Source organism: Polaromonas sp. AER18D-145 (genome assembly GCF_002379095.1).
Lineage (GTDB): Bacteria > Pseudomonadota > Gammaproteobacteria > Burkholderiales > Burkholderiaceae_C > Polaromonas.
Genome location: NZ_NBZV01000010.1, coordinates 43931 through 70743 on the forward strand (window position 1 = coordinate 43931; position 26813 = coordinate 70743).

Annotated in this window: 29 protein-coding genes; 13 read left to right on the forward strand and 16 right to left on the reverse strand. The window is 64.8% G+C overall.

Annotated elements, in window-relative coordinates; all coding sequences use genetic code 11:
- Positions 1–13 precede the first annotated feature (13 nt).
- The gene (locus B7G52_RS23550) at positions 14–187 is read left to right on the forward strand and encodes a hypothetical protein (RefSeq protein ID WP_170954706.1); all 174 of its coding nucleotides are present in this window, start codon (positions 14–16) and stop codon (positions 185–187) included.
- Positions 188–340: 153 nt separating this feature from the next.
- On the opposite strand, the gene mnmH is transcribed toward B7G52_RS23550, so the two are convergent.
- Both mnmH and B7G52_RS07545 read right to left on the reverse strand, forming a co-directional pair.
- Positions 341–1396 (reverse strand): tRNA 2-selenouridine(34) synthase MnmH, encoded by a 1056-nt coding sequence (mnmH, locus tag B7G52_RS07540; protein WP_096697006.1) that lies wholly within the window; start codon positions 1394–1396, stop codon positions 341–343.
- Positions 1393–2010 carry an arylesterase gene (locus tag B7G52_RS07545; protein ID WP_205853036.1) on the reverse strand — a complete coding sequence of 206 codons (618 nt, stop codon included), beginning with the start codon at positions 2008–2010 and terminating at the stop codon, positions 1393–1395. Before B7G52_RS07545 ends, mnmH begins: the two co-directional genes overlap by 4 nt.
- A 106-nt stretch (positions 2011–2116) precedes the next feature.
- On the opposite strand from B7G52_RS07545, the gene B7G52_RS07550 reads away from it, so the two are divergent.
- Positions 2117–2854, forward strand: a complete 738-nt coding sequence (locus B7G52_RS07550; protein ID WP_096697007.1) for an ABC transporter ATP-binding protein — start codon at positions 2117–2119, stop codon at positions 2852–2854.
- A gap of 85 nt (positions 2855–2939) precedes the next feature.
- On the opposite strand, the gene B7G52_RS07555 is transcribed toward B7G52_RS07550, so the two are convergent.
- Positions 2940–3797, reverse strand: a complete 858-nt coding sequence (locus tag B7G52_RS07555; protein WP_141397400.1) for an adenylate/guanylate cyclase domain-containing protein — start codon at positions 3795–3797, stop codon at positions 2940–2942.
- 731 nt (positions 3798–4528) lie between these two features.
- Here B7G52_RS07555 and rlmB point away from each other — a divergent pair.
- Entirely contained in the window at positions 4529–5278 is a 750-nt protein-coding gene (rlmB, locus tag B7G52_RS07560) for a 23S rRNA (guanosine(2251)-2'-O)-methyltransferase RlmB (protein WP_096662517.1), read from the forward strand.
- A gap of 111 nt (positions 5279–5389) precedes the next feature.
- Here rlmB and B7G52_RS07565 read toward each other — a convergent pair whose 3' ends face one another.
- From B7G52_RS07565 to B7G52_RS07585, 5 genes are all read right to left on the reverse strand, one after another.
- Positions 5390–5962, reverse strand: coding sequence for a chromate transporter (locus B7G52_RS07565; protein WP_096697009.1), 573 nt, complete (start codon positions 5960–5962; stop codon positions 5390–5392).
- Entirely contained in the window at positions 5959–6543 is a 585-nt protein-coding gene (locus tag B7G52_RS07570; RefSeq protein ID WP_096697010.1) for a chromate transporter, read from the reverse strand. The genes B7G52_RS07565 and B7G52_RS07570 overlap by 4 nt, the downstream gene beginning before the upstream one ends.
- Before the next feature lie 7 nt (positions 6544–6550).
- On the reverse strand, positions 6551–7444 hold the full coding sequence (locus B7G52_RS07575) for a DMT family transporter (protein ID WP_205853035.1): 894 nt from the start codon (positions 7442–7444) through the stop codon (positions 6551–6553).
- 16 nt (positions 7445–7460) lie between these two features.
- Positions 7461–8399 (reverse strand): GNAT family N-acetyltransferase, encoded by a 939-nt coding sequence (locus tag B7G52_RS07580; RefSeq protein WP_371329001.1) that lies wholly within the window; start codon positions 8397–8399, stop codon positions 7461–7463.
- A 64-nt stretch (positions 8400–8463) separates the two neighbouring features.
- Positions 8464–8934: a MarR family winged helix-turn-helix transcriptional regulator gene (locus tag B7G52_RS07585; RefSeq protein ID WP_096697012.1), complete on the reverse strand. Its 471-nt coding sequence runs from the start codon at positions 8932–8934 to the stop codon at positions 8464–8466.
- A 74-nt stretch (positions 8935–9008) separates the two neighbouring features.
- On the opposite strand from B7G52_RS07585, the gene B7G52_RS07590 reads away from it, so the two are divergent.
- The 5 genes from B7G52_RS07590 to B7G52_RS07610 are packed head-to-tail and all read left to right on the forward strand — an operon-like array spanning position 9009 to position 14187.
- Positions 9009–9542 carry a flavin reductase family protein gene (locus tag B7G52_RS07590; RefSeq protein ID WP_096697013.1) on the forward strand — a complete coding sequence of 178 codons (534 nt, stop codon included), beginning with the start codon at positions 9009–9011 and terminating at the stop codon, positions 9540–9542.
- 19 nt (positions 9543–9561) lie between these two features.
- Entirely contained in the window at positions 9562–10608 is a 1047-nt protein-coding gene (locus B7G52_RS07595; protein WP_096697014.1) for a peptidase M29, read from the forward strand.
- Between the two features lie 3 nt (positions 10609–10611).
- On the forward strand, positions 10612–11394 hold the full coding sequence (locus B7G52_RS07600) for an alpha/beta fold hydrolase (RefSeq protein ID WP_096697015.1): 783 nt from the start codon (positions 10612–10614) through the stop codon (positions 11392–11394).
- A gap of 21 nt (positions 11395–11415) precedes the next feature.
- Complete coding sequence (locus B7G52_RS07605) at positions 11416–12702, forward strand: acyl-CoA dehydrogenase family protein (RefSeq protein WP_096697016.1); 1287 nt, start codon at positions 11416–11418, stop codon at positions 12700–12702.
- A gap of 12 nt (positions 12703–12714) precedes the next feature.
- A complete protein-coding gene (locus tag B7G52_RS07610; protein ID WP_096697017.1) occupies positions 12715–14187 on the forward strand; it encodes a class I adenylate-forming enzyme family protein in 1473 nt (490 codons plus the stop codon).
- Here the strand turns inward: B7G52_RS07610 and B7G52_RS07615 are convergent.
- Together B7G52_RS07615 and B7G52_RS07620 are read right to left on the reverse strand one after the other, a co-directional pair.
- A complete protein-coding gene (locus tag B7G52_RS07615; protein WP_096697018.1) occupies positions 14181–16382 on the reverse strand; it encodes a 3-hydroxyacyl-CoA dehydrogenase NAD-binding domain-containing protein in 2202 nt (733 codons plus the stop codon). The two genes, B7G52_RS07610 and B7G52_RS07615, sit on opposite strands and share 7 nt — an antisense overlap.
- Positions 16383–16464: 82 nt before the next feature.
- A complete protein-coding gene (locus B7G52_RS07620; protein ID WP_096697019.1) occupies positions 16465–17670 on the reverse strand; it encodes an acetyl-CoA C-acetyltransferase in 1206 nt (401 codons plus the stop codon).
- Between the two features lie 149 nt (positions 17671–17819).
- Between B7G52_RS07620 and B7G52_RS07625 the strand changes: the two genes are divergently transcribed.
- Positions 17820–18989 carry an acyl-CoA dehydrogenase family protein gene (locus tag B7G52_RS07625; protein ID WP_096662492.1) on the forward strand — a complete coding sequence of 390 codons (1170 nt, stop codon included), beginning with the start codon at positions 17820–17822 and terminating at the stop codon, positions 18987–18989.
- A gap of 69 nt (positions 18990–19058) precedes the next feature.
- Here the strand turns inward: B7G52_RS07625 and B7G52_RS07630 are convergent, their stop codons facing one another.
- Positions 19059–20087 (reverse strand): OmpA family protein, encoded by a 1029-nt coding sequence (locus B7G52_RS07630; protein WP_096697020.1) that lies wholly within the window; start codon positions 20085–20087, stop codon positions 19059–19061.
- 307 nt (positions 20088–20394) lie between these two features.
- Complete coding sequence (locus B7G52_RS23555; protein WP_170954708.1) at positions 20395–20565, reverse strand: hypothetical protein; 171 nt, start codon at positions 20563–20565, stop codon at positions 20395–20397.
- A 428-nt stretch (positions 20566–20993) separates the two neighbouring features.
- Here B7G52_RS23555 and B7G52_RS07640 point away from each other — a divergent pair, with 428 nt between their 5' ends.
- The 4 genes from B7G52_RS07640 to B7G52_RS07655 all read left to right on the forward strand — a co-directional run bounded on the left by B7G52_RS07640 (position 20994) and on the right by B7G52_RS07655 (position 24998).
- Positions 20994–21509 (forward strand): hypothetical protein, encoded by a 516-nt coding sequence (locus B7G52_RS07640; protein WP_240523360.1) that lies wholly within the window; start codon positions 20994–20996, stop codon positions 21507–21509.
- A gap of 299 nt (positions 21510–21808) precedes the next feature.
- The gene (locus B7G52_RS07645) at positions 21809–23008 is read left to right on the forward strand and encodes a class I SAM-dependent methyltransferase (RefSeq protein WP_096697023.1); all 1200 of its coding nucleotides are present in this window, start codon (positions 21809–21811) and stop codon (positions 23006–23008) included.
- A 73-nt stretch (positions 23009–23081) separates the two neighbouring features.
- Positions 23082–23810 carry a glutathione S-transferase gene (locus B7G52_RS07650; protein WP_096697070.1) on the forward strand — a complete coding sequence of 243 codons (729 nt, stop codon included), beginning with the start codon at positions 23082–23084 and terminating at the stop codon, positions 23808–23810.
- A gap of 234 nt (positions 23811–24044) precedes the next feature.
- The gene (locus B7G52_RS07655) at positions 24045–24998 is read left to right on the forward strand and encodes a PA2169 family four-helix-bundle protein (RefSeq protein WP_096697024.1); all 954 of its coding nucleotides are present in this window, start codon (positions 24045–24047) and stop codon (positions 24996–24998) included.
- Between the two features lie 76 nt (positions 24999–25074).
- Here B7G52_RS07655 and B7G52_RS07660 read toward each other — a convergent pair whose 3' ends face one another.
- From B7G52_RS07660 to B7G52_RS24320, 4 genes are all read right to left on the reverse strand, one after another.
- Positions 25075–25500, reverse strand: coding sequence for a YXWGXW repeat-containing protein (locus tag B7G52_RS07660; RefSeq protein ID WP_096697025.1), 426 nt, complete (start codon positions 25498–25500; stop codon positions 25075–25077).
- Between the two features lie 178 nt (positions 25501–25678).
- Positions 25679–26023, reverse strand: a complete 345-nt coding sequence (locus B7G52_RS07665; protein WP_096697026.1) for a hypothetical protein — start codon at positions 26021–26023, stop codon at positions 25679–25681.
- Entirely contained in the window at positions 26013–26171 is a 159-nt protein-coding gene (locus B7G52_RS23560; RefSeq protein ID WP_170954709.1) for a hypothetical protein, read from the reverse strand. The genes B7G52_RS07665 and B7G52_RS23560 overlap by 11 nt, the downstream gene beginning before the upstream one ends.
- A 169-nt stretch (positions 26172–26340) precedes the next feature.
- Entirely contained in the window at positions 26341–26466 is a 126-nt protein-coding gene (locus tag B7G52_RS24320; protein ID WP_256387720.1) for a hypothetical protein, read from the reverse strand.
- Positions 26467–26813 lie beyond the last annotated feature (347 nt).

The following is a 26813-nucleotide window of genomic DNA, read 5'->3' on the forward strand; positions in this document are numbered from 1 at the left end:
AAGAAAGCACGCTGTGGCAACTCCCAATTATTCCTACGAAAAACGTCAGAAAGAGCTGGCCAAAAAGAAGAAGAAAGAAGAAAAGCTCAAGCGCAAGGCCGAAGGCAAGCCGGACCTGCCCGATGACGATACGCCCGATGGCGAAGACGCAGGCGGCACGCCGCCACCGGCCGATCCCGCACCCTGAGGTGCCGGAGACCTTCGGTCATCTGAATCAAATCGGGCTCCAGCCCTTGATCTACCAGCGCAAGCAGCTCTCTTTTTGATAGCTGATGCGGCAACCAGGCCCCGCAGGGACAGGCAGCTGTTCCTCCGGGGCCTGTTTGTTGGCGTCTGCGTTTCAGCTGGCCAGCATGCGGGCTGCGAGCTCGGCCATCGCTGCGGCCGTGTGGTCGCGTGGCGCGAGGACCCGGGCGGTTTCGTAGTGGCTGAAGTTGCGCCGCATCGACTGCAGGTACACCGGGTCGTAGTGCCTGACCAGCAACTCGCGCACCACGGACGCCACGTCGCCGCTGCGCGCACGCGCCTGCCAGTCCTGCACGGTCTCCTTGCCGCGGGCCTCGGTCAGCGCGCCCAGGCGTTCGCAGAAAAACGCGATGTCCTTGACGAAAAAATCATAGTCCTCGAGCAGCAGCGCGACACGTTCGTCTTCGGCCAGCTCCAGCTGCAGGCAGGGGGCGGCGCGCATGGCGGCGATCAGGCCTTCGGGCACGGCCACGTTGCCGACCTTCTTGCTTTCGCTCTCGATGTAGACCGGGCGGGCCGGATCGAAGCTGCGCAGCGCGGCCCAGATCAGGCTGTCAAAAGCCTTCTGGCTGGGCTGCGGCACACCGGGGATCAGGCCCAGCACCGAACTGCGGTGGTTGGCCAGCGCTTCCAGGTCCAGCACCTGCGCACCCTGGGCCTGCAGGGCCTGCAGCAGCCGGGTCTTGCCGCTGCCGGTGGTGCCGCACACCACCTGGTAGCTGTGGCGGGCGGCGAGTTGCGGCAGGTCGGCGACCAGGGCGGCCCGGAAGGCCTTGTAGCCGCCGTCCACCAGGGTCACCTTGAAACCGATCTGGTCCAGGATCAGCGCCAGCGAGCCGCTGCGCTTGCCGCCGCGCCAGCAGTACACCAGCGGTTGCCATTCGCGCGGCTTGTCCAGCACCTCGCGCTGGATGTGGGCCGCAATGTTTTTGGCGACCAGCGCGGCGCCCAGCTTTTTCGCCTCGAACTGGTTGATCTGCTTGTAACGCGTGCCGACAATCCTGCGTTCCTCGTCGTTCAGGCTGGGCCAGTTGACGGCGCCGGGCAGGTGGTCCTCGGCGTATTCGCCTTCGCTGCGGGCGTCGATGATGGTTGAGAAATCGGCAAGGCGGACCAGCGCCTCCTGGGCCGTGATGCGGTCGACGCTCACTTGAGAAGTTTTCCCAGTTCCGGCCAGACATTGGCCAGCATCAGCGGATGCGCCTGCTCGTTCGGGTGGATGCGGTCGGCCTGGAACAGCCGGGTGGCATCGTCGGTGTCGCCCACGCCCTTGAGCAGGAAAGGCACCAGCGCCGCCTTGCGGTCTTTCGCGACCTTGGCAAACAGGCCGGAAAATTTGGCCGCGTAGTCGCTGCCGTAGTTGGGCGGCACCTGCATGCCCACCAGCAGCACCCTGGCGCCGGCCTTCTGGGCCGCCTGCGTCATGGCGCGCAGGTTGCCTTCGGTCATGTCCAGCGGCAGGCCGCGCAGGGCGTCGTTGCCGCCCAGCTCGATGATGACCACGCCGGGCTTGTGCTGGCTCAGCAGGGCCGGCAGGCGCGAGCGCCCGCCCGAGGTGGTGTCGCCGCTGATGCTGGCGTTGACCACCCGGGCCGGAATTTTTTCGCTGGCCAGGCGCTGCTCCATCAGCCTGACCCAGCCGCTGCCGCGTTTGAGGCCGTATTCGGCGCTCAGCGAATCGCCGACCACCAGAATCGTCGGTCCGGTGCCGGCCGCCGCCTGGGCAACTGCCTGGGCCCGCCCGTTCTGCGGCAATACCAGCATGAAAGTGCAGAGCATCAGGCCCAGCAGACCCGCGCGCCGCCCGGGCTTGGTAAAGTCAGGGCGATTCATTCCAAAAATAATTCCCAAAATATCCGACAAGGCTGGCATGTTTGAACCCGTTGTTCCTGTTTCTGCGGCGCCGTCCACCTTGGCGGCAGGGGCGGGAAACCGTTCACCTTCAATTATTTCCGTCGAGCATGTTTTCAAGAGCGTGAGCGACTCGACGGGCACGCTGACCATTTTGCGCGATATTGACTTCGCACTCGCGGCCAGGGAGACTGCCGCCATTGTCGGTGCTTCCGGTTCGGGCAAAAGCACGCTGCTGTCCATCATCGCCGGGCTGGACACGCCCACCCAGGGCACGGTGCGGCTGGCCGGCCAGGACCTGTTTGCGCTCAGTGAAGACGACCGCGCGGCGCTGCGGGCCCAGAAGGTCGGCTTTGTGTTCCAGAGTTTTCAGCTCATGGGCAACCTCAACGCGCTGGAAAACGTGATGCTGCCGCTGGAACTGTCGGGCGCAAAAAACGCCCGGGCGCAGGCCACCGAGATGCTCAAGCGGGTCGGCCTCGGTGAACGCCTGGGCCACTACCCCAAGGTGCTGTCGGGCGGCGAGCAGCAGCGGGTGGCGCTGGCCCGGGCCTTTGTGGTGCAGCCTGCGGTGCTGCTGGCCGACGAGCCCACCGGCAGCCTGGACTTTGCCACCGGCGAAAAAGTCATGGCGCTGATGTTCGAACTCAACCAGGAACTGGGCACCACGCTGGTGCTCGTGACGCACGACCCCGGCATCGCTGCGCGCTGCGAGCGGCGCATCACCATCGAGGCTGGGCAGGTCGTCGCGGCTTAGGGTAAAATTGGCCTGTAGCGCCCGATTTACCTGTGCAGGATGCTATCAATAGAATAGCGATCGGGGCACGGCGCAGACCCTGGCGCTAGAGTTTTTGCATCGCCGCCAGAAAGCCGGCCCGGTCGACAGGCCGGTCGATTTCGGCCGCCAGGGACTGCAGCAGCGTCTCCAGCGCGGTATGCCGCGCCACTTCCTTCTTCACAATCATTTTCGCCAGCGGGCCGATGAGCTGGCTCAGGGCCCGCTCCAGTTGCGCGAGCTGCGCGTCGCTGAAGCAGGGGGAGGAGAGGGCCGATACCGTCGTGCTGCGCGAACTGACGCTCTGGCTGGGGTCCGTGCGCGGCCGGCTGGAGGGATGGAATGGGTTGAGGGTGCCGGACCAGTCCGGCCGGCTGGCCGGGTGGGGCACAGGCTGGGTCTTGTGGTTTTTCGGCTGGAGGAACAGCTGCCGCGTCGCCGGGTCGGGAATCGACACCGCCAGCAGCTCGCGCAGGCCTTGGGCACTGACGGTGCGCGCTACGGCCTTGCCGACGAGGACTTTGGCCAGCGGCCCGATGCTTCTGGCGAGTTCGGCTTCGATCTCGGCCACCGCCTCGGGCGTCAGCGTGGCCAGGGCCGCGAACGAGGCGGTGTTTTCAAACCCGCTGCGCGCCGGCGCGGCAGGGGGCGGCCGCGATGGCCGGTCCAGCACGGCATGGATCTCGTGTGAACGCAGGTGTTTGTCCAGGTGCGGACCCATGGCACTGAACATGCCGGCGGCGTTGTCCATGATGCGCGAAATGACGTCGTGGTAGGCCCGCGAAACCACGATCTGGTTGGGCTGGGCAAAGTCCATGATGCGCTGGGCCACGTTGATGCCGTCACCGACCACGCTGATACGCTGGTGGGCGTCATGCACCATGCGCACCGGCCCCAAATGCAACCCGATGCGTACCGCCGGCATCTGGCCATATTTCTGCAGCAGCAGCCCGCGCACAGCAGCAGCGCCGATTGCAGCGCCTCCTCGGGGTCGCCGAGAAAGCAGACGGCCACGCCGTCGCCGGTGTCCATCACGATGCGCGAGGATTCGGCCACACCCTTGAGCGCCTTGCCAATCAGTTCGTTGAAGCGCTCCCTGAGCGCCATGTGCTGGTCCACCGGATGTCTGGCAGAGGCCACCAGGTTCAGGAACATCACGATGCCCAGCACATTCCTGCGCGGCGTGCCGGCGCTGCTGTCTTCGTGCGGGCTCGGCACCCGGTCGATGGGGCGCAGCAGTGCTTGGCCAGCCACCGCGGTGTTGCCGATGTCCACGGCCCCGGGCATGGCGTCGTCCTGTACGGACGCCACACGCGGGTGGGGCGGGTTCAGCGTGGCTTCCTGGCCGCAAAACCGGCCAGGAACACGATCACCAGCACCAGATTGAACTTCAGGCGTAAACCCATCACGTCTCCGTTTGGAAAGCCATCTCAAAATCTCAATACATTTATTGAGACTTCCATAAATCATGATAGGCAACTTACTACCGTTCGCCCTGAGCTTGTCGAAGGGCTTCGACAGGCTCAGCCCGAACGGTGTGGCGTCATGAATTACGAAAACATCAATAGTTGCCATTTTGGGCTGGCCGTCCTGCCGCCTATCTCCCCGGCGCCCCCCTGCTGTCAGGAGGCGAGGTGGTGCAGCGATAATCAAAGAATGTCTTCTTCCCCCAAAGTCCTGTTCGGCTTCCATGCCGTCGGCGTGCGCATCAAAACCGCGCCGCAATCCGTTTTCGAGGTGTTTTTTGACGTGTCGCGGCGCGACGCGCGCATGCGCCAGTTTGTTGACCGTGCCCGGGAGGCCGGCATCCGGCTGATCGAGTCGGACGGGCTGCGGCTGGCCAAGATGTGCGGCAGCCACGGCCACCAGGGCGTGGTGGCGCGGGTCGATGCCGTGCCGCAGGTCAAGTCGCTGGACGAACTGCTCGAGCAGCTCGAGGCCGCCGGGGAAGAGTCGCCGCTGCTGCTGGTGCTCGACGGCGTGACCGACCCGCACAACCTCGGCGCCTGCCTGCGTGTGGCCGACGGGGCCGGCGCGCACGCGGTGATTGCGCCCAAGGACCATGCGGCCGGCATCAGCGCGACGGTCGCCAAGGTGGCCAGCGGCGCCGCCGAAACCATGCCGTATTTCATGGTGACCAACCTGGCGCGCACCCTGGGTGAGCTCAAGGAACGCAACATCTGGTGCATAGGCACCAGCGACGATGCCGAAAAAACCATTTACGACGTGGACCTGAAGGGCCCGGTGGCCCTGGTGCTGGGCGCCGAAGGCGAGGGCATGCGCCAGCTGACACGCAAGACCTGCGACGAGCTGGTCCGCATCCCGATGCGCGGCGCCGTCGAAAGCCTCAACGTCTCGGTGGCCAGCGGCGTCTGCCTTTATGAGGCTCTGCGCCAGCGTAGCTGAGTGCGGCGCCAATTGCTCTCTTTTTGATAGCTGCTGGCGCCCGACCCGAAAGGGCGCAAGCCCATTTTCATTTCAAGCCACCAGCCTCGCGGCAGGGTATGTGCTGTGCGGCTAGATCCAGCCGAACCAGCCCAGCAGCGCGCCGGCCCCCAGCAGCCACAGCAAGTGCATGCGGGTGCGCCAGACAATCAGCGCCGTCACCACGGTCAGCAGCGCCACCGGCCAGTCTTTCTGGCTGGTGACGTTGGCGCTGGCGAGGATCCAGCCGGTGGCGATCAGCAGCGCAATCACGATGGGCGCCATGCCCTGCTTGAAGGCGCGCACCCAGCGCAGGTTGCGGTTGCGGTGGCCCCAGCTGGCGGCCAGGTAGGTCAGCGTGGTGCTGGGCAGCATGATGCCCAGCATGGTGACCAGCACGCCGAACAGGCCCAGCAGCGGGCCCCCCGCGTTCAGTCCCACCTGCCAGCCCATCAGCGCGACAAACAGCACGTTGGGTCCGGGCGCGGCCTGCGCAATCGCCACCGAGGCGTTGAACTGCGGATCGGTCAGCCAGTGCTGCCGGTCCACCAGGTAGCGGTGCATGTCGGGCGCGGTGGTGATGGCGCCGCCTATCGACAGCAGCGACAGCGACAGGAAATGCACAAACATGCCGAGCCAGTCGGTCCATTGCAGGTTCAGGCTCATGGCGCGAGCTTGCGGAAGGTCAGGGTGCAGGCCAGCCCGCCGAGGCCGAGCAGCACATAAGCCAGCGGCAGGCGCAGCAAGGCGATGGCGGCAAAACACGCCACGGCCAGGGCAATGCAGACCGGCAGCCCCAGCGGGTGGGTTTTCAGCGCGCCCATGAGTTTGAGGCCGGTGGCGGCAATCAGGCCCGCGGCCACCGCCCCCATGCCGCGCAGGGCGCCGGCCACGCCGGGGTTGCCGGCGAACTGCGCGTACACCAGCGCCAGCAGCAACACCACCAGCAGCGGCACCGCCAGCATGCCGGCCAGGGCCACCATGGCGCCGCGCAGGCCGAAGTAGCGGTGACCGATCATCAGCGAGAGGTTGACGACGTTGGGCCCGGGCATGATTTGCGCGACGGCCCATTCCTCGACAAACTCCTCGCGCGTCATCCAGCGTTTTTTCTCGACCAGTTCACGCTGCACGACGGCCAGCACACCGCCGAAACCCTGCAGCGCCAGCAGGGTGAAGGAGACAAACAGGTCGGTCAGGGACTGGGGCTGCGGGCGGGTGGCTTTTTCTGGGCCGGGCGGTGCATTCATGGGCCGATTATCGCCGGGCCGGCGCCGCGCCGCGGGTCGCCAGCCACAAACCGGACGCTATTAAAAAGATAGCTGCTGCCGACCACGGGGAAAGGGCTTCGCCAAGAAAAAGCACGCCGAGCAGGGCCGCCGTCAGCGGGTTGAGCGCGAGAAACACGGTGACCCGCGTCGGCGACTCGTGCTTGAGGGCGTAGAGCCACCAGAAGTAGCCAATGCCGCTGGAGATGCCGATCAGGCCGAGCGCCATGACCCGCGCCGGCCAGTTTTCGGTCAGGGCCAGCAGGCCGAGAAACAGCACCGACACCAGTATCGCAAAACTGGACACCGCCAGCGTCGGGTAGCGCTGCAGGTAAGGGCGGTACAACACGCTGCACAGCGCCCCGACGCCGGCACTGGCCAGCACCGCCGCCTCACCCCACCAGTGGCCCGGGTGCGGCGCCTGGAGTTTGGGCCACAGCGACAGCGCCACGCCGCTGATGGACAGCAACACGCCGGCCAGCAGCGCGGCAGAAATGCGTTCGCGCCCGAGGGCACTGGACAGCAACAGGGTCAGCAGCGGGAACAGGCTGAAGATCAGCGCCGCCTGGGCGGCACCGATGTGCTGCAAGCCGTAGTTGAGCAGCGCGATCAACACCGCAAACTGGCCGGTGCCGAGCGCGGCCATGACCAGCCAGTCGGCGGTTGCTATATTTTTAAGAGCTGCTCGCGCTTGTCCCTCAAGGGCTGGGGCCATGAGAGACTTCAAGAAGAAGGGCCGCAGGCAGGCAAAACCAATCGCGTACCGCAGCAGCGCCAGGGTCAGCGGCGGCACGTCGGCCACGACAAAACGCGAGGTCACGATGGCGGCGCCGACCTGCACGCCGGTGGCGGCCGCGGCCAGCAGGGCCAGGTTGAGCTTCACCGGGGCGGCGGGCGGTTCACAGCCGCAGTTCCCAGGTCTCGCCGACCAGGTCTTTGCCGAAGCCGGTGTAGGGCTCGCTTTTGACCAGCTTGAAGCCGCGCCTGGCGTACAGGGCGCGCGCGCTGTCCAGGCAGCTGTTGGTCCAGAGCACCATTTTTTTGTAGCCCTTGCCGCGCGCAAAGGCCAGGCATTCATCGGTCAGGCGTGCGCCCAGCCCCAGCCCGCGGGCCTGCGGCGTCAGGATCAGCAGGCGCAGCTGCGCCACGGTTTTGGACTTGCGCACGACAAACACCGAACCGACCCGCTCGCCGTCGACCTCGGCGATCCAGCAGCGTTCCCAGTCGGGCTGGTGCTGGCACACATAACCGGCGACGATCTCCGCCACCAGCGCTTCGAAGGTGTTGTCCCAGCCGTACTCGCGGGCGTAGACCTCGCCATGCTGCTGCACCACCCAGCCCATGTCGCCGGGCTGCGGGTCGCGCAGCACCACGTTTTGGGGGGCGGGGGAAGCGTCAGATGCCAGCAGGCGCTGGACGGTGGCCAGCGCCTGAGTCAGTTGCTGCTGCGCCGGCCTGGGCAGCGGTGCCAGCAGGGCGGCCGCCTCGTCGCGCGAGCGTTGTTGCAGCGGTGCAAACGCCTGGTGGCCGGCCTCGGTGAGTTGCAGCAGGCTTTGCCGGGCATCAGCGGGCGAGGGCATGCGGGCCATCCATCCTTGAGCCTCGAAACGACGCAGGATGCGGCTGAGGTAGCCCGCATCCAGCGCGAGGTCGCGGCCCAGCTCGGTGGCCGTGGGCTGGTCGCGATGCGCCAGTTCGTACAACACACGCACCTCCGTCAATGAAAACTCGCTGCCCAGGTAAGGGGCCAGCACGCCGATGCGCTGGGTGTAGAAGCGATTGAAGCGGCGAACCGCCTTGACGTGAGCGGCGGAGACGGTAGCGGTACTCGGTGTCATGGAAGCCATGATTCATCAATTACTTGACAAAGTCAAGTAATTTACGCCGACCCGGCAACTGGTGTTAGCCCCCGTCGCCGCGGCTGATCAGGGTACGCAGGATCTTCTTCAGGGTCGTGACGTCACGTTCGCTGAAGTCCTGCAAGAGCGACGTTTCGTGCGCCTTGGCCTGGGCCAGCAGTGCGGCCACGGTGGCACGGCCCTGTTCGGTCTCGAACACCAGCGTGCGGCGTGCGTCGGCCGGGTCTTCGCCGCGCCGCACCCAGCCGGCTTTCTCCATGCGCTGCACGAGTTTGGTCAGCGTCGGTTGCTGGGCCAGGATCTCGCGCGCGAGTTCGCCAATCGTCAGGCCGTCACCGTCCGACAAGGTGGCCAGCAGCCGCCATTCCAGCTGGCTCAAACCGGCGGCCTGGACTAGGGCGTGGAATTCGCTGTACACGGTGTGGCTGGCCCGCGCGAGCAGGTAGGACAGGTAGCCGTCGATGAAACGACCCTCGGCCGCTGGGGCAGCGGCCGGTTTGCGGGAGCGGCTCATGGGGGGCCTCGCGAAACAGGAGGCCGGGTGGATGCGCTTGCGTATTGCATGAATATTCATATATTATGCGACGAATGAATGCTGCCCTGCAAGCCACCCCGGGTTCCGATGCCCTTGTTCCCGCTGCGGCGCCGGACAGCCGGGCCCTGCGCATCGCGCTGGGCCAGTTCGCCACCGGCATCACGGTGGTGACCACCCGTGCCAGCAACAGTGCCTTTGTCGGGCTCACGGTCAATTCGTTTTCGGCGCTGTCGCTGGAGCCGCCGCTGATCCTCTGGTCACTGCGCTGCAGTTCGCCCAGCCTGCCGGTCTTCGAGGCGGTTGATCGTTTTGTTGTCAACGTGCTGGCCGAAGCCCAGGTGGAGGTGTCACGCCGTTTTGCCTTGCCGCAGGACGACAAGTTCGAGGGGGTGGCGCATGCGGAAAACGCCTGGGGCCTGCCGCTCTTGCATGGCGCCAGTGCCTGGTTTGAATGCCGCACGGTGTCGCGGCAAATCGCCGGCGACCATTGTCTGTTCATTGCCGAAGTCGAGCGTTTCACGCTGTCCGAGGCTGCGCCGCTCCTGTTTCATGCCGGCGGGTATTTCGCGCTCGGCTCACGCCTTTAGCCTTTAAGAAAGAGTTTTCATGCTGCAGGAACGAATTGAAGCCAAATGGATTGACTGCTTCGCCGAGACTTTTGCGCTGTGTGGCGTCAAGGCCGGCGACAGCGCGGCCATTCTCTCCGAGACGCAGTCGCGGCCGGTCAATGTGCAGCTCGCCGAGCTTGCGCTGGCGCGCCTCGGCGCGCGGGCCTTTCACCTGGTGCTGAGCACACCCCGGCTGGCCGCGCCGGTGCCGGTGCGCTCGACCGGCGCCTCGGACGCCATCGGCCAGCTCGCGCCGGTCGTGCAGGCCCTCGCAGCCAGCACCTTTGTGGCCGACCTGACGGTGGAAGGCCTGCTGCATGCGGCCGAGCTGCCCGACATTCTGAAGGGCGGCGCGCGCGTGCTCATGGTGTCCAACGAACACCCCGAAATCCTCGAGCGCTGCCTGCCCGATCCCGTGCTCGAACCCAAGGTCAAGGCCGGCATCAAGCTGCTGCGCAGCGCCAAGGCCATGCGTGTGACTTCGCAGGCGGGCACCGACCTGGCCATTTCGCTGGTCGGGGCGCAGGCCGGTGGCGGCTGGGGTTACACGGCCCGGCCCGGCACCATCTCGCACTGGCCGGGCGGTCTGTGCCTGGCCTTTCCGGCCCGGGGCAGCGTCAACGGACGGCTGGTGCTGGCCCCCGGCGATGTCAACCTGACCTTCAAGCGTTACCTCGAACAAGCCGTGGTGCTGACGATTGAAAACGACTTCGTGACCGACATTGCCGGCCAGCATGTCGACGCCGACCTGATGCGCAGCTACTGGGCTGCCTGGGGCGACCGCGAAGCCTACGCCGTCTCGCATGTGGGCTGGGGCATGAACCCCAAGGCGCACTGGGATGCGATGGCCCTGTACGACAAGAAGGACTTCAACGGCACCGAGCTGCGCGCCTTCGCCGGCAACTTCCTGTACTCGACAGGCGCCAACGAGGTGGCGGGGCGCCATACCTTGGGGCACTTCGATCTGCCGCTGCGCGGCTGCACCGTGGCGCTGGACGGTCAGGTGATCGTGGACGCCGGGCAATTGACCGGCGAGCTGGCCTGAGCCATGGCGATGCCGGCCTATCTCGAACAAGGTGAGGGCGACACCGCCGTGTTCCTGCTGCACGGCGTGGGTGGCGGCAAGGAAGCCTGGGCACACAACCAGCCGGTGTTGGCGAGCCAGGACTTCAGGACGGTGGCCTGGGACATGCCGGGTTATGGCGCATCAGCGCCCCTGTCGCCATGCACCAACGCGCTGCTGGCCGATGCCTTGAAAACCCTGATCGAGCATGTGGGCGCCAGGCGCAACGTGCTGCTCGGCCACAGCATGGGCGGCATGATTGCGCAGGAGCTGGCGGCCCTGCATCCCGCGCTGGTGCATGGCTTGATTCTCTACAGCACCTCGCCGGCTTTCGGCAAGGCCGATGGCGCTTGGCAACAGCAGTTCTTGCAGAGCCGTTTTGCGCCGCTGGACCAGGGGCTGGGCATGGCAGGCCTCGCCCACAAACTGGTGCCGACCATGTTCGCGCCCGACGCCGAGCCGGTGCGGATCGCCGAAGGCGCCGCGCTGATGGCCCGCGTCCCCGCGGAAAGTTACCGCGCCGCACTGTCGGCCATCGTGTCCTTCAACCGGCTGGCCGCGCTGGGCAACATTGCCGTGCCCACCCTGTGCCTGGCCGGTGAGCTGGACCTCAACGCGTCGCCCGCGGTGGTGGAAAAAATGGCCGGCCGCATCCCCGGCGCCGCCTATGTCTGCCTGCCGCAGGTGGGCCACATCGCCAACATCGAGCAGCCCGAGCTGTTCAACCACGCTGTCCTGACATTCCTGAAACAACACTTTTTGCCCTGACCTGACCCGAGGAACCGACCCATGTCTGCACTGCCTGTCTCCCCACCTCCTGCTGCCCGCTACCTGCCGCCGTCGATCGCCGGCGACTACACCGAACTCACGCCCAAGCAGACCGAGCTGCTGGCGATTGCTGCCCGCCTCGGCCGCGAAAAATTCGCGCCGCGCGCGCAGCAGATTGACCGCGATGCGGTGTTCCCCTTCGAGAACTACGCCGACCTGCGCGAAGCCGGCCTGCTCGGCATCTGTGTGCCCGAAGAAGACGGCGGCTGGGGCGCCGACTTTGCCACCTATGTGATGACCGCCGCCGAAATCGGCCGGCATTGCGGCGCCACCGCGCTGACGCTGAACATGCATGTGAGCTCCACCATGTGGACCGGCTTCATCGCCGACGACCTCGACATGACGCCCGAGCAGCGTGCCAACCACGAGGCCCACCGCAAGATCCATTACGAGCGCGTGGTGAAGCAGGGCAAGGTTTACTCGCAGCCTTTTTCCGAAGGTGGTGCCGCTGCCGCCGGCAAGGCGCCTTTCGGCACCCTGGCCCGAAAGGTTGACGGCGGCTACATCGTCAACGGCAAGAAGATTTTTGCCTCGCTGGCCGGCGCAGCCGACTACTACGGCATTTTGTGCACGCTGGACAAGCCGGGCGCGACCCAGCGCGATTCGCTGTACCTGGCGGTTGACAAAAATTCGGACGGTGTCAGCGTCACCGGCGACTGGGACCCGCTGGGCATGCGTGGCACGGTGTCGCGCACGCTGGTGTTCCAGGACGTGTTTGTGCCCGAGGTGGAACGCCTGATTCCCGAAGGCCTGTATGCCCAGGCTGCGCTGCGCTGGCCGCACATGTTTGCGACCTTGTCGCCGACCTACATGGGCATTTGCCAGGCGGCCTACGACTTCACGGTGCAGTATTTGCGCGGCGAGGTGCCCGGCACACCACCGGTCAAGCGCCGCATGTACCCGACCAAACAGATCGCTGTTGCGGAAATGAAAGTCCGGCTGGAGCAGACGCGCGCGATTTTTTTGCAGAATGCCCGTGCCGCCCGCGTCGATCCTTCCAAGGAAATCCGGCTCGGGCTGTATGCGGCCCACTACACCATCATGGAAAACGCCAACGAGATCTGCCGCCTGGCGGTGCGCACCTGCGGCGGCCAGTCCATGCTCAAGAGCCTGCCGCTGGAGCGCATGTACCGCGACTCGCGTTGCGGCTCGCTGATGCTGCCGTGGACCGCTGAACTCTGCATCGACCGGCTCGGGCGCGAATGCCTGTACGAGGCCGGTGAACAGGACGAACAGGCTGTGCTGTAAGCCGGGATCGGAATGAACCTCGCGCAGATCATCGAACGGCACGCGCAGTTCTCGCCGCAGCAGGTGGCAATCCACGCGGCAGGGGAAGACATCACCTATCCCGCCTTGTGGCAGCGCATCGAGTCTGCGACGCGCGTGCTGCTGGCGGCCGGCGTGCAGCCGGGCGACCGGGTGGCCTGGCTGGGCTTCAATGATCCGGCCCTGCTGGTGCTGCTGTTTGCGCTGGCGCGTGTGGGCGCGATTCTGCTGCCGCTCAACCACCGCCTGGCCGCGCCCGAACACGCGGCGATTCTTGGACACGCGGGTGTGAGTCTGCTGGTCAGCGACAGCGTACACGCCGGCGCGGCTGGCGCGCTGGCGGCGACCCAGGGCTGCCGCTTGCTGCCTGCCGCCTGGCTGGCTGCGAATGGCGGCACCGGCAACGGCATCCTCGCGGGGGCGTATGCCTCGCCGGTGCTGCTGGTCTACACCTCGGGCACCACCGGCCGGCCCAAGGGCGCCTTGCACACGCAGTCCGGCCTGATCTGGAACTGCGTGATCTCCGCCCATGCGCATGAGCTCAGGCAGGACGACCATGTGCTGAGTGTGCTACCCATGTTTCATGTCGGTGGCCTGTGTATCCAGACCCTGCCCGCCCTGCACGCTGGCGCAACGGTGACCCTGCATGCGCGTTTTGATGCCGGTGCGTGGCTGGCCGATGTCGCCAGGCGGCGGCCCACGCTGTCGCTGATGGTGCCGGCCACCTTGCGCGCGGTGCTGGACCATGCCGATTTTGCAGCTACCGATCTGTCTTCCCTGCGTTTTCTGGCAGCGGGCTCTTCCACCATTCCCGCATCGATGATCGCGGCCATCCATGCGCGCGGTGTGCCGCTTGGCCAGGTTTATGGCGCGACCGAAACCGGCCCGGTCTCCATCTACCTGCGCCGTGCCGATGCGATGCAACACGTCGGGGCGGCTGGCAAGGCCGGATTGCATGTGGAAGTGAAACTCATCAACACGCGGGGTGAAACCGTGGCCCCGGGTGAGGTCGGCGAAATCTGGGTGCGTGCGCCCAATGTGATGTGCGGCTACTGGGCCGACGCCGGTAACCCGGCCTTTGCCAATGGCTGGTTTCATACTGGCGACCTGGCGCGCTGTGATGCCGCCGGGTTTTATGAAGTGGTAGGACGCTCCAAAGACATGATCATCTCGGGCGGCGAAAACGTCTACCCGGCCGAGATTGAAAACCTGCTGGCCGATTGCCCGCAAATCCTGGAAGCCGCGGTGGTGGGCCAGCTAGACGCGCGCTGGGGCGAGGTGGTCGTCGCCGTCATTGTGAAAACGCCCGGCGCGGATCTCGATGCGGCGCAGGTGTTGCAGCTGTTCGAGGGCCGGCTCGCCCGCTTCAAGCACCCCAAACGTGTGTTGTTCTGCGAAGCCTTGCCCAAAACTGCGCTGGGCAAGGTGCAGAAAGCCGGCCTGCTGACCAACCTCGAGGTTCAGTAAACCGGTTGGTACTTTTTGATCGCGGCCTTGACCTCATCGCTGAGCACAAAACCCGGGCCATACTGGGCAGCCAGTTCGCCGGCGCGCTGCACAAACGCGTCCACGCCCATGCTGTAGATGAACTGCATCGCGCCGCCGGTCCAGGCAGGAAAGCCGATGCCGAAGATGGAGCCGATGTTGGCGTCGTGCACGCTGGTCAGCACGTTTTCGCTGAGGCAACGCGCGGTTTCCACGGCCTGGCGGTACAGCAGCCGGTCCTTGAGGTCGGTGATGGCCCAGGCCGTGCCGGGCTTTTCGAACAGGGGCTTGAGTTCGGGCCACAGGGTTTTCTTCGCGCCTTTTTCCTCGGGGTAGTCGTAGAAGCCGGCGCCCGCGGCCCGGCCATTGCGGTCGAACTCCTTGACCATGCGCTCGACGATCAACTCGCCCGGCGTGGCGATGTAGGTCTTGCCTTCGGCCACATAGTCGGCGCGGGTCTGGTCCAGCACATGCACGCTCAGTGACAGCGCGGTTTCGTCGAGCACGGCGAGCGGGCCCACCGGCATGCCGCACTGGATGCCGGCGTTTTCAATCGCCGCCGCAGGAATGCCTTCGCCCAACATGGCCGCGCCTTCCATCACAAAGGTGCCGAAAGTGCGGCTGGTGTAAAAGCCGCGCGAGTCGTTCACCACAATCGGAATCTTGCCGAGGGCCTGCACGTAGTCGAAGGCACGCGCCACGGTGTCATCGTCGGTCTGCTTGCCGCGGATGATCTCGACCAGTTTCATCTTGTCGACCGGGCTGAAAAAGTGGATGCCGATGAACTTGTCCGGATGCGCGCTGGCCGTGGCCAGCCCGCTGATCGGCAGAGTGGAGGTGTTGGACGCAAAAAAGCCGCCGGGCGCCAGCAACGGCTCGGCTTCCTGCGTGACCTTGGCTTTCAGGTCACGGCGTTCGAACACCGCTTCGATGATCAGCTCGCAGCCGGCCAGGTCGGCCACCTTGTCGGTGGCCTGGATGCGCGCGAGCAGCGCGGCCTGCTCCAGCGCACTCATGCGGCCCTTGTCCACGCGTGACTGCGTGAGTTTGGCGCTGTAGGCTTTGCCGGCGACAGCCTTGTCGTGGCTGACGTCCTTGAGCACGGTGCTGATGCCGCGGCTGGCCTGGGCGTAGGCAATGCCCGCGCCCATCATGCCGGCGCCGAGCAGGCCGACCTTTTGCGGCTTCCACTTTTCCGATCGTCCTGAGCCGCCTGTCCTGAGCTCCGTCGAAGGGGTCGAAGGGGTGGGACGCGAGCGGCCCGACTTGATCGCGTTCATGTTGAAGAAGAAGGTGTTGATCATGTTCTTGGCCACAGGGCTGACGATCAGCCTGGCCAGGTAACGCGATTCGATGCGCAGCGCGGTGTCGAAATCGACCTGCGCGCCCTCGACCATGGCGGCCAGCGCGTATTCGGGAGCCGGGTACAGGCCGCGTGTTTTCTGCTTGAGCACGGCCGGCGCCACGGCCAGCATGCCGGCGATCTTGGGGTTGGTCGGCGTGCCGCCAGGCATCTTGTAGTTCTTGTCGTCCCAGGGATGGTGCGCCGGGGCGGCGGCGCCATCATGCGTCGCGATCCAGGCCAGCGCCGCAGGGCGCAGCGCGGCGGCATCCGGCACCAGCTCATGCACCAGGCCGAGTTCCAGCGCTTCATGCGGGTTGAACAGCTTGCTTTCCAGAATATAAGGCTGCGCGCCCATCAGGCCGAGCAGCCGCGTCATCTTGGTGATGCCGCTGGCGCCGGGAATCAGGCCAAGCGTGATTTCGGGCAGGCCGAACTGGATCTTTTTGTCATCAACCGCGATGCGGTAATGACCGACCAGTGCCACTTCCCAGCCACCGCCGAGCGCCGTGCCGTTGAGGCAGCTGACCACCGGTTTGCCCAGGGTTTCCAGCGTGCGGAAGTTCTTCTTGGTCTGCTCGATTTCGTGGAAGACCTGGGGCGCGTCCGCGGCCTGAAGCCGCATCGTGGCCTTGAGGTCGGCGCCGGCAAAGAAGGTGCTTTTGTTGGACGCCAGCACGATGCCGCGAATCACTTCCTTGTCTTTCACGACCTGTGCGGTGGCTTCGGTCAGGTCTTTCTGCCACTGCGCGCACATGGTGTTGACCGGTGAGCCTTCCTCATCGAAGGTGAGGGTGGCAATGCCGTCGGCCAGTTCGTATTGGATGGTTTTCATTTCTTCTCCGTTCGCCCCGAGCTTGTCGAAGGGCATTTGCGATGTCTATGAAAGGGCTTCGACAAGCTCAGCCCGAACGGCATTAAATTCTCTCGACAATCGTTGCAATGCCCATGCCGCCGCCCACACACAGCGTGGCCAGGCCGTAGCGCAGCTTGCGCCGGTGCAGCTCGTCGATCAGGGTGCCGAGGATCATGGCGCCGGTGGCGCCCAGCGGGTGGCCCATGGCGATCGCGCCGCCGTTGACGTTGACCTTGTCGTGCGGCACCTTCATCTCTTTCATGAAACGCATCACCACCGCTGCAAAGGCTTCGTTGACTTCAAACAGGTCGATCTGGTCTATGCTCAAGCCGGCCTTGGCCAGCGCCTTGCGCGCTGCCGGCATGGGGCCGGTCAGCATGATGGTCGGGTCGGCACCGCTGAGTGCGGCCGCGACAATGCGGGCCCGCGGCGTGAGGCCATGGATTTTTCCGGCGGCTTCGGAGCCGACTAGCACCGCTGCAGCACCATCCACGATGCCCGAGGAATTGCCGGCGTGGTGCACATGGTGGATGCGCTCGACCTGCGGGTAACGCGTCAGGGCCACCTGGTCAAAACCCATGCCGCCCATCTGTTCAAACGCCGGCCGGAGCGAGGCCAGGCCTTCCAGGGTGGTGTGCGGCTTGATGAATTCGTCCTGCGCCAGGATGGTCTGGTCAAGAAAGTCTTTCACCGGCACAACCGAGCGGTCGAAATAGCCGGCTGCGCGGGCCTGGGTCGCGCGTTTCTGGCTCTCCAGTGCAAAAGCGTCGACATCGGCGCGGCTGAAACCTTCGATCGTGGCTATCAGGTCGGCACCTATGCCTTGCGGCACAAAGGCGGTGGCGCTGTTGGTCTCCGGGTCCTGTGCCCAGGCGCCGCCGTCCGAACCGATGGGCACGCGGCTCATGCTTTCGACGCCACCGGCCACCACCAGGTCTTCCCAGCCCGAACGCACCTTCTGCGCGGCCAGGTTCACGGCTTCCAGGCCGGAGGCGCAAAAACGGTTGATCTGCACGCCCGAGGCGCGGAAGTCCCAGCCGGCTTTCAGTGCGGCGACCTTGGCGATGACGGAGCCCTGCTCGCCAATCGGCGAGACCACACCCATCACCACATCATCGACGTGCGCCGTGTCAAAGCCATTGCGGCGCTGCAGCTCGGTCAGCACGCCGGCCAGCAGGTTGACCGGCTTGACCTCGTACAGGCTGCCGTCCTTTTTGCCTTTGCCGCGCGGTGTACGGATGGCGTCGTAAATGAATGCTTCGGTCATGGGGTGCTCCCGGGGTGGTTCATGGATCCCGGATCAGGTCCGGGACGACAGCGAAAGAGGCTTCGTGTGGAGTATATTCATTTCACCAAGCAAACGCTTTGCATAAATCAGCATCCCGCTGCCTTTTATTTCATCCAACAGGTGACCCGATGATCGAACGCACACTCTTCAGCAGTGACCACGAGGCCTTTCGCGACAGCTTTCGCCGCTTCATGGACAAGGAAATTGCCCCTTTCCACGCGCAGTGGGAGGACCAGGGTTATGTGGACCGCGCGGTCTGGAACAAGGCCGGGGAAAACGGCTTCCTGTGCATGACCATGCCCGAGGAATACGGCGGTGCCGGCGCCGACAAGCTGTATTCCGTGGTGCAGATGGAAGAGCTCAGCACTGCGGGCTTCTCGGGCATTGGCTACGGCCTGCACAGCGAGATCGTGGCGCCTTACCTGCTGCATTACGGCACCGAGGCGCAGAAGAAAAAATACCTGCCCAAACTCGCCAGCGGCGAGATGGTGGGGGCGATTGCCATGAGCGAGCCGGCGGCCGGCTCCGATTTGCAGGGCGTCAAGTCCACGGCGATCCAGCAGGCCGACGGCAGCTACCTGCTCAATGGCAGCAAGACCTTCATCACCAACGGCTGGCATGCCGACCTGGTGATCGTGGTGGCCAAGACCAATCCCGCGGCCGGCGCCAAGGGCACCAGCCTGCTGCTGGTCGAACGCGGCATGCCCGGTTTTGCGGTGGGCAAACGCCTGAAAAAGCTGGGCTTGAAGGCGCAGGACACCTCGGAGCTGTTTTTTGACAATGTGCGTGTTCCCGCGGAGAACCTGCTGGGTGGCGCGGTCCAGGAAAACCGTGGCTTTGTCTGCCTGATGGAACAACTGCCCTGGGAACGGCTGCAGATCGCGATCGGTGCGGTCGCTGCGGCCCAGGCGGCGATCGGCTGGACGGTCGACTACGTGAAGGAGCGCAAGGTTTTCGGCCAGCCGGTGGCCAGCTACCAGAACACACGTTACACCCTGGCCGAACTGCAGACCGAAGTGCAGGTGGCACGCGTGTTTGTCGACAAATGCACCGAATTGCTCGCCGATGACAAGCTCGACACCGCAACGGCCAGCATGGCCAAGTACTGGTGCTCGGACCTGCAGTGCAAGGTGATGGACGAGTGTGTGCAGCTTTTCGGCGGCTACGGCTACATGTGGGAGTACCCGATCACCCGGGCCTATGCCGACGCACGTGTGCAGCGCATCTATGGCGGCACCAACGAGATCATGAAGGAAGTGATCACGCGGGCCATGGGCCTGGGTGCCAAGCCGTCCTGACGGCACCGCCCGGGCAAAAAAAAGGGTTCCGGGACAATCCCGGAACCCTTTTTTTGGGGTCAACCCCGCTTAGTTGACGCGGCGCTCGATGACGATTTCCTCGACTTCAACACGGCGGTTGGGCGCCAGGCAATTGATCAGGTCCGCGCGTTTGCGGTCATTGCAGGTGACGACCGGGTTGGTTTCACCCTTGCCGACGGCTGTCAGGCGGTTGGCTGCCACACCCTTGCTGGTCAGGTAGTTGCGCACGGCTTCGGCGCGTTGCTGCGACAGCTTCTGGTTGTAGGCGTCCGAACCCAGACGGTCGGTGTAGCCGGTGACGGTGACATTGCCGCTGTACTGGCCGGCCCCCAGCACCTGCGCAATCTCGTCGAGCTTGGTCTGCGGCATGCGCAACTGGGCGCTGTCGAAGGCAAACAGCTCGGTGGCGGACAGGGTCACACGCTCGAACCGTGCCGGCGCGGCGGCCGGAGGAGGAGGAGGCGGGGGTGCCACGACAGGCGCCGGTGCCGGCGGTGGCGTGTACTGGGCCACCTGGGTGCGCACGGGCTTGTCGAAGTAGTAGCTCAGGCCGAAGTTGAGCGAATTGGTCGTGAGGTGGTCGGCGCCGAAGGTGTTGTGGCGAACATAAGCGCGGCTGCGGCGCAGGTCGGCCTGCATGAACCACTGCTCGGACAGGGCCACCTGGAAGCCGGCGCCCAGGCTCAGGTAAGGCGAGGTGGCACTGGCGGTAGGCAGTTTGTCACGTTGCGCGCCAATCCCTGCGAGCAGGAAAGGGCGGAAGTTGCTGCGGTTGAACATGTACAGCGCATCGACGCCCAGCGTGGCCTGTTCGTAACGGATCCCGTTCTGGGTGGACCGGCCCAGCGTGCCGCCCCCCTGGATGTCCCATGACGGCGACACCGCTTTACCGAGGCGCAGGCCCAGCGCATTGAAATTTTTGCCGCCATTGAATCGGTCATCAGGATCCACCACGCTGATGCTGGGCATGATGTAGGTTGACGGGTTGTCAACCATCTGGGCCATCAGCAATGCCGGGCTCATGCAGGCAAGCGCAGCTGCGGCGGCAGAAAAGGTTCTGATGTGGGTGAGTTTCATGGCGTGTCCTTCAAACGAGAGCCGATGCATTGATAAACGGATAAGGGTGATGTGGCATCGCGGCACGTTGGCGTCGCGATGGTCGAGCATTGGGCCGCGGATGGGCGTGCCGTATCGTTGCTGCCCGCGTGAAGCTGTGGGACAGCGCCTACCGTTGCGCCATGGACGTGTCAGGCCCTTGCATTGCTGGAGCAAAAAAAAAGCCCCGCTCGAAGCGGGGCTGGTGCAGGCACGATGGGCGCCTGTGAGGGTGGTGTGGCGAAAGGATTGCCAGCATGCCAGCTCGGTCCACCACATGCTCTTTTCTTTATGAGGGATCCTTGCTGCGGGTGCGGCCCACGGCACTGAAAATGCCTATGCCCAGAATCACGAGCGCGCCGATGCCGATGTAGACGTGGGGAATGCCGGCTTCGAACGCCCCCCAGACCAGGCCACCCAGAAAAATTGCGAAACCGACCATATAAAGTGCAAAAGACATGGCTTCCTCCAGAAGTTGATGGGCAAGTATCTGCAACGAAGTTCGCCGCACCTATCGGGCGCAGGCTTTTTGCCTTGTCGGATAACACCGACGGATGTAACAAATCCGTCCGCCATCGACAATTTCTGTGCAGAGGTGGTTTTGATGCCTTTTGACCTTTTTTCTGACATTTGTCACAACCCCTGGATCAGATTGCCATGTATCAGAAGATGACATACTGTAACTAAAAGCATACGATGGCTACATTGTCGAAGGCGGGCTTCCCCGGAACACCGTCTTTCTCAACACCATAACAAGAAGGAAGTTGGCCACAGGGTTGGTACACGTCATTCAACATTCAGCACGTCATGTCGGTCTTCCAAAACTTATTCTTTTCCTCGCAAGGCCAGAAGGACAGCGGTTCTGGCCCGGAGACCGGCCCCGTCAAAATGAATCTTGACGAACGCATGGCGTTTCGCCGCGAGATGCTTTTTGATTCGGTCAAGGCCACCATGGAAAGCCGGGGTATCCTGAGTGCAAGCTACCGGTTCAAGGTCGTACGCGCTGACAAGCGCGGTCACAGCTTCGTCGTGATGGTGGACTTGTCCACCGATTTCATGGAGAGCGAGCAGGGGCAGCAAAAGTCCCTGGCCGCTCTGGGCGCCATCATCAGGAAAAATGCGCTGGCCCGTTATGGGTTGGGCGTGCCGGCGGTGTACTGGCGGGTCAACGAGGAACTCAAGGGCCTCGATCCCCAGCGCGCCGAAGCCACTGCCACGTCGGACAACATCAGCGCCGAGGCGATGCGGGCCTCGAATCTGCGTCGCTACGAACGGGCAACGGCACAGGAGCTCGCTGCTTTTGAGTCTGCCTGGCAAAACAGCAGCGAGATGACCATCGGTGACCGCACCTACTCGTCCGACCTCGCGCCGCTGACCGCCGGCGACGGCAAGGACAGCCGCTAGGAGCCTGTCGGGCTTGGGGCGTCGAAAGCGAAAATCGGCCCCAGCGAGGACAGTTTTTGCCGGATTTGCAGGCCCATAGCCCAGCTATGGAACAAAAAGACGGTGAAAAATGGACCGCTGCGGTCGATTTGCAGCCGACGATTCCCAAGTCCGACAGGCTCCTAGGGACGTGGTCGCTGCACAGCGCGGGATAATGGCGCTCTGTTCACCGACCGGGTTTGTCCGATGCCTTTTTTCTTTCTGCGTTTGCCTGCCCGGGCAAATGCCCTGACCTTCGTCCCTGCATCGAAAGCCCTGGCATGAGCGAGCCGGCCCGCATCCATTGGGTCGAAGATGGTCAGCCCCGCTCGGCCCGCTGGCGTTCCGAAAGCGGGGCGCCGCCGCCCAAACGGGTGCAGGTGGCCGACGACACCCTGACGGCCGACGCGGCATTTCGGCTGGCCAGCGAAGGCACGGCCATTCTGTGGCGCGGGGACTTCCAGAATGCGCGGCAATTGCTGCAGGCCCTGGCCAGACGCATCGACAAGCCCAAAAAGATCAAGAAAGCCAAGGCCAGGGCGGACGCGGCCGCGGTTTCGCCGATCGATGCCTTCAACCAGCACCGCCAGGCCCAGTCGCAGCGTGCACGCACGCTGGCCATGCTGGTGCTCGAGTTCGATGGGGCGCATCACATCAGCCTGCGGCGCGCGCCGGATGTGGCGCAGGCCTGCAGCGAGGCGTATGGCCCGGGCGACGCGGCGCAGGGCAGCTACGTGAGCTCGCTGCGTGAACTGCTGGGCCTGATCGGCGCGCACGAATGGCGCAAGAAAGGTGTGGAGATCGCCGCGCTGGGCGGCGCGCGCATTCACCCGCACTACGGCGTGTTTGCGCCGGTACGTGGCGAGTACCTGGGGTTGGTGGCCGAGACGCCCTTGCCGGCGGCCGCACTTGTCAACAGCCTGGCCTTTGACATCGGGACCGGCACCGGCGTGCTGGCGGCGATCCTGGCGCGCCGCGGTGTGCAGCAGGTGATCGCGACCGATCAGGACCCGCGCGCGCTGGCATGCGCCCGGGAGAACCTCGCGCGGCTCGCCCTGGCCGGGCATGTCACGCTGCAGGAAGCCAACCTGTTTCCCGACGGCCGCGCGCCGCTGATCGTCTGCAACCCGCCCTGGGTGCCGGCGCGTCCCAGCTCGCCGGTCGAGCATGCGGTGTACGACCTCGAAAGCCGCATGCTGCGCGGTTTCCTGCAGGGGCTGGTCAGGCACTTGGCGCCGGGCGGGGAGGGCTGGCTGATCCTGTCGGATCTGGCCGAACACCTGGGTCTGCGCTCGCGCAGCGAGCTGCTGGACTGGATCGCCGCGGCGGGGCTGCAGCTCCTGTCCCGTGTGGACGTGAAGCCGCAGCATCCGAAGGCAGCCGATGCCAGCGATGCCCTGCATGCGGCCAGGGCGGCGGAGGTCACCTCGCTCTGGCGACTGGCTGCCAGGGCGGAGGGAGCTTCAGTTGCTATGAATTAAATAGCTGCTTGCGACCGTGAATAAAGGGCTATAGTCATTTTTCATGATGTTCGGGTTGCGCAAGGAGAGGTCCATGCCTTATGAGTTGCACTACTGGCCCACCATCCAGGGCCGCGGCGAGTTTGTCCGGCTGGCGCTGGAGGCGGCCGGCGCTGACTATGTGGACGTGGCGCGCGGTCCCGCCAGCCGGGGGCAGGGCGTCGCCGCCATGATGCATTACCTCGACAGCCCGAAGGTGCTGCACCCGCCGTTTGCGCCGCCCTTCCTGGTGGACGGCAAGGCCGTCATCGGCCAGACGGCGGCGATCCTGCTCTACCTCGGCCCGCGCCTGGGCTTGGTCGCCAAAAACGAATGGCAGCGCCTGTGGACGCACCAGCTGCAGCTGACCATTGCCGACGTGGTGATGGAAGCCCACGACACCCATCACCCGATTGCCATCGGCCTGTATTACGAAGACCAGAAAAAAGAGGCCGTGCGGCGGGCCAGGGCCTTTCGTGAAGAGCGCATCCCGAAATTTTTCGCCTGGTTCGACAGCGTGCTGGCGCGCAACCCCCGAGGCAGCACCTGCCTGGTGGGCGCGCGCCTGAGTTACGCCGATCTGTCGCTGTTCCAGCTCGTGGCAGGGCTGCTGTACGCTTTTCCGCGAGCCACCGGGCGCGCATTGCAGCAGGCCCCGCGGGTGGCCGGCCTGCACGACCGGGTGGCACAGCACCGGCGCGTGGCCGCCTACCTCGCCAGTGAGCGACGCATCCCCTTCAACGAAGAAGGCATTTTCCGGCGCTACCCCGAGCTCGATGACTGAGCCTGGTGCCTGAGCCTGGCGCCGGCGCATGCGGTCTGGCCTGTTGTGCAGGGCCGCCCTGCACGGCGTCCTCTCCTACAGGCCGGGTTGTCCTCGCCTGACCGCGAACACCCGGAGCGCGTACCACGATGGCCTCCTGAACTGAAAAACTGCAATCGCAAGACACCCGGCATCACCGGCGCAGTTTTCCAGTCCTCAACCTGACCATCCCATTACCCTTGAAGGAGCTTCACCATGTCACTTGACGAACACGACAAGAACCTGAATCTGGACCCCATCACGGACGCCCCGGGCGCTCACCCGGTCGGTACCGGCGTCGGTGCGGCCCTGGGCGGCGCTGCTGCAGGTGCGGCCGCCGGCGCATTGGGTGGACCGCTCGGCGCCGCGGCCGGCGCGGTGGTTGGCGCGGTTGCCGGCGGGTTGGGCGGCAAGGCGGTGGCCGAAGCCATCAACCCCACCGCTGAAGAAGCCTACTGGCGCGAACAGTACACCCGGGAGCCTTACTACGATGCGAACCGCAGCTACGACGACTACGCACCGGCCTACCGCCTCGGCCTGTACGGACGCAGCACCTACACCGGCACGTTTGACGATGCGCAAAGCGACCTGGCCGTCCATTGGGACAGCCGCAAAGAGCGTTCGACCTTGAGCTGGCCCGAAGCGGAAGCAGCGAGCCGCGCCGCGTGGACGCGGGTGGACGATCAACTCTCGCCACGCACCCTGTCCGGCGAAATTGCCGACAACGACGATGTGATCGACACGCTCAACGAGTTGCTGGAGTCCTGCCGCGACGGTGAATACGGTTTCACCGAATGCGCTGAACACGTGAAGGCGCAAGATCTTAAAACCCTGCTGCTGCGTCATGCCGACGAATGCCGCGGTGCGGCTGCCGAGCTGTCTGCGCAGATCCACCAGCTGGGTGGCGAGCCCGAAGAAGGCGGCACGGCCAGCGGTGCCATGCATCGTGGCTGGGTGTCGGTGCGCGGCACGCTCAGCGGCTATACCGACCTGGCCATGCTGGACGAGTGTGAGCGTGGCGAGGACGCCGCGAAAGCCCGTTATCGCAACGCCCTCAAGGAGAATCTACCGCCGGCGATCAGGCGCCTGGTGGAGCGCCAGGCCCAGGGGGTGCAGCGCAACCATGACCAGGTCAAGGCCCTGCGCGATGCGCTGAAAACGGCCCCCTGAACGGGCGTTTTGTTTCACCCATAAAAAAGCTGGCACATGTGCCAGCTTTTTTTAAGCCCGTGACAGCCGGGTCAGATCAGTCACGATCGCCGTGGCCTTTGCCGTGCCGTTTGTCATTGTGTTTGTCGTGCTTGTCATGTTTGTCGTACTTGTCCTTTTTATCTTTTTTATCCTTGACGTACACATAGTTGGCATCACGCACCCAGGCGCCCGGCTGGCGGTAATAAGCGTCGCCGCGTTGCTCCCAGCGGTCCGGCGCCCAGCGGTAGCCTTCGCGCTTCTGGATGGCGTGGCCGCGCACCCAGACATGGCGCTCGCCGGTCCAGGCCCAGTAGCCCGGCGCCCAGACCTGTGCGGGTGCGAGCACGGGGACGGCCTCGTACTGCGGCTGGGGTGGTGCCAGGTTGATGTTGATGCTGACCTGCGCGACGGCAGGTGCTGCAGCAGCGCCGGCCAGCAACAGGGCAAGCATGATTTTTTTGAGCGGGGGGATGATGATCATGAAGATCTCCTTGGGTTGTTGATGCGAGTGTGGCGGGGAGCCTGCAACGTCATACCGCACGACGCGTAAAGTTACGTTTGCTGCGGATGCGAAGGTGTAAAGCTATGTGTGCGGCCTGGACTGCTATTGATTCAATAGCTGTTTGTGCAGGCGGCATCAGGATCGGAGCGTGATTTGTCTAGTTCTTCAGCCTGCTGGCGCAGTCCACCTGGGCGTTGAATGCGGCGCCCTGGGCACCGTAGCTGCTGTCGGTCACCTTGCACTTCGATGCCTTTTCAATGGCCCGGACAAGGCTGGCCGTTTTCTGTGGACCGTCCGGCAGGTGGCGCGGCGCCTGCGCCGACCAGGTGCTGGCCGTGATCTGCTCGACCCGGTAGGCGTCGCCGTCGAGCAGCACGGTTTGCGGCGATGACTCCAGTTGGGACGCCGGCGCCACGCATGCGGACAACAGGGCGGCCAGGCAGGCCAGGGCCAGACCGGCTGCAGGCCGGCGCCAGGGATCAAAGGAAGATTCAGATTTCAAAGGAGTAACTCTGGTGGTTGTTCAGGATGTTGATGGCCGCTTTCGGCTCGGGTACCAACGAAGGTTTGTCGGGCACCTTCGACTGCGGGCAACCGGTGAGCAGGGTCAGTGCAAAAAGTACCGGCAGTGCCGTCAAAAAATGCTTCATGGTGTGTTCCCGAAAGAATCATCAAGTGCCCCAACCGCCGGCCGTGCAGGGCGCACGGCTGCGAGCCGTTGGTACCTGGCACGAAGATACGCCGGTACTGGCCTCGCGCGAAGCCGGCTGCAGCCCGGGCGCCTGTCAGGAAGGCGCGCGTGAGCCTGTCAAGGCGGTCCTACACCGCGGCCCCAGTTTTGCCGGCCTTGGCCGCCGTCCGGTGCGCCGGAGCGCTCAGGCGGTCCAGCTCGTCCCAGCCGACCGGCACCGACACGCCCAGCCCGGGCCCGCACGGACCAGGCACTGCCGCAGGTTTCTTATTCGCGTGCACGAGGTCCTCGATGGGCCGCGCCGACTCGCGGGTGACCTTGCGTGTGACCTCAATTCGGAGGGTCCGCTGGATGGTGTCGGCAGCTGTCCGTTGCTGCCGCAGGACGGCGGCGCAGGCCCGCTGCGAGTGCTGCGGGCACCTGGATTGCTATGAAATAAATAGCTGTCTCTGTGCATAGTTATTGGTCTGCAGGCTTGCTTGATTCATTTTTTGTTCATCTTTCCGGCAAAAGAATGGGCACGGTCGACTGTCGGCCCGCCGGCGGGATCAAGCCACCGTCCTACAGCGCCCCATGCAGCGCAGTCCTAAGATCGAAATTT